The sequence below is a fragment of the Streptomyces bugieae genome (assembly GCF_036352915.1).
In the GTDB taxonomy this organism is placed as follows: Bacteria; Actinomycetota; Actinomycetes; order Streptomycetales; family Streptomycetaceae; genus Streptomyces; species Streptomyces endophytica.
Genome location: NZ_JAZBJP010000097.1, coordinates 1 through 533, shown reverse-complemented (window position 1 = coordinate 533; position 533 = coordinate 1). Strand labels below are relative to the sequence as shown.

Genomic DNA, 533 nt, shown 5'->3' with positions numbered 1-533 from the left:
CGGATCACCCTCCAGTGGAAGGGCGGACTGCCCGCCCCCGAACTGGACGGCACGCGGGCCACCTACCCCGAGGCCCTCCCGGGCGCCGACGTCATCGTGGAGTCGACCCGTACGGGCTTCGAGCAGTACGTCGAGATCAAGAAGCGTCCGGCCGAGGGGTACTCGTACACCCTGCCGCTCAAGGCCAAGGGCCTGACGGCGAAGGAGCAGCCCGACGGCAGCGTGCTGTTCACCGACCGGAAGAACAAGAAGCGGGCCCTCATGCCCGCCCCGGTGATGTGGGACGCGAGCGTCGACAAGGTCTCCGGCGAGCACACGCGCCGGGTGCCGGTGGCGATGAAGGTGGTGCCGCGGAAGGGCGCCGTCGACCTGGTCGTCACCCCGGACGCGGAGTTCCTCGCCGACCCGGCCACGCGGTACCCGGTCACCGTGGACCCCTCCACCTCGGCGCTCTCCAACGTCTTCGACACCTACGTCCAGCAGGGCGAGACCGGCGACTGGTCGGCGGCCACCGAACTGAACTGGGGCTACCC

Annotated in this window: 1 protein-coding gene; it reads left to right on the top strand. The window is 70.4% G+C overall.

The genetic code is table 11. From position 1 onward, the window contains the following. On the top strand, nt 1-533 hold a 533-nt coding region (locus V2J85_RS40350), incomplete at both ends, for a hypothetical protein (RefSeq protein ID WP_330824360.1).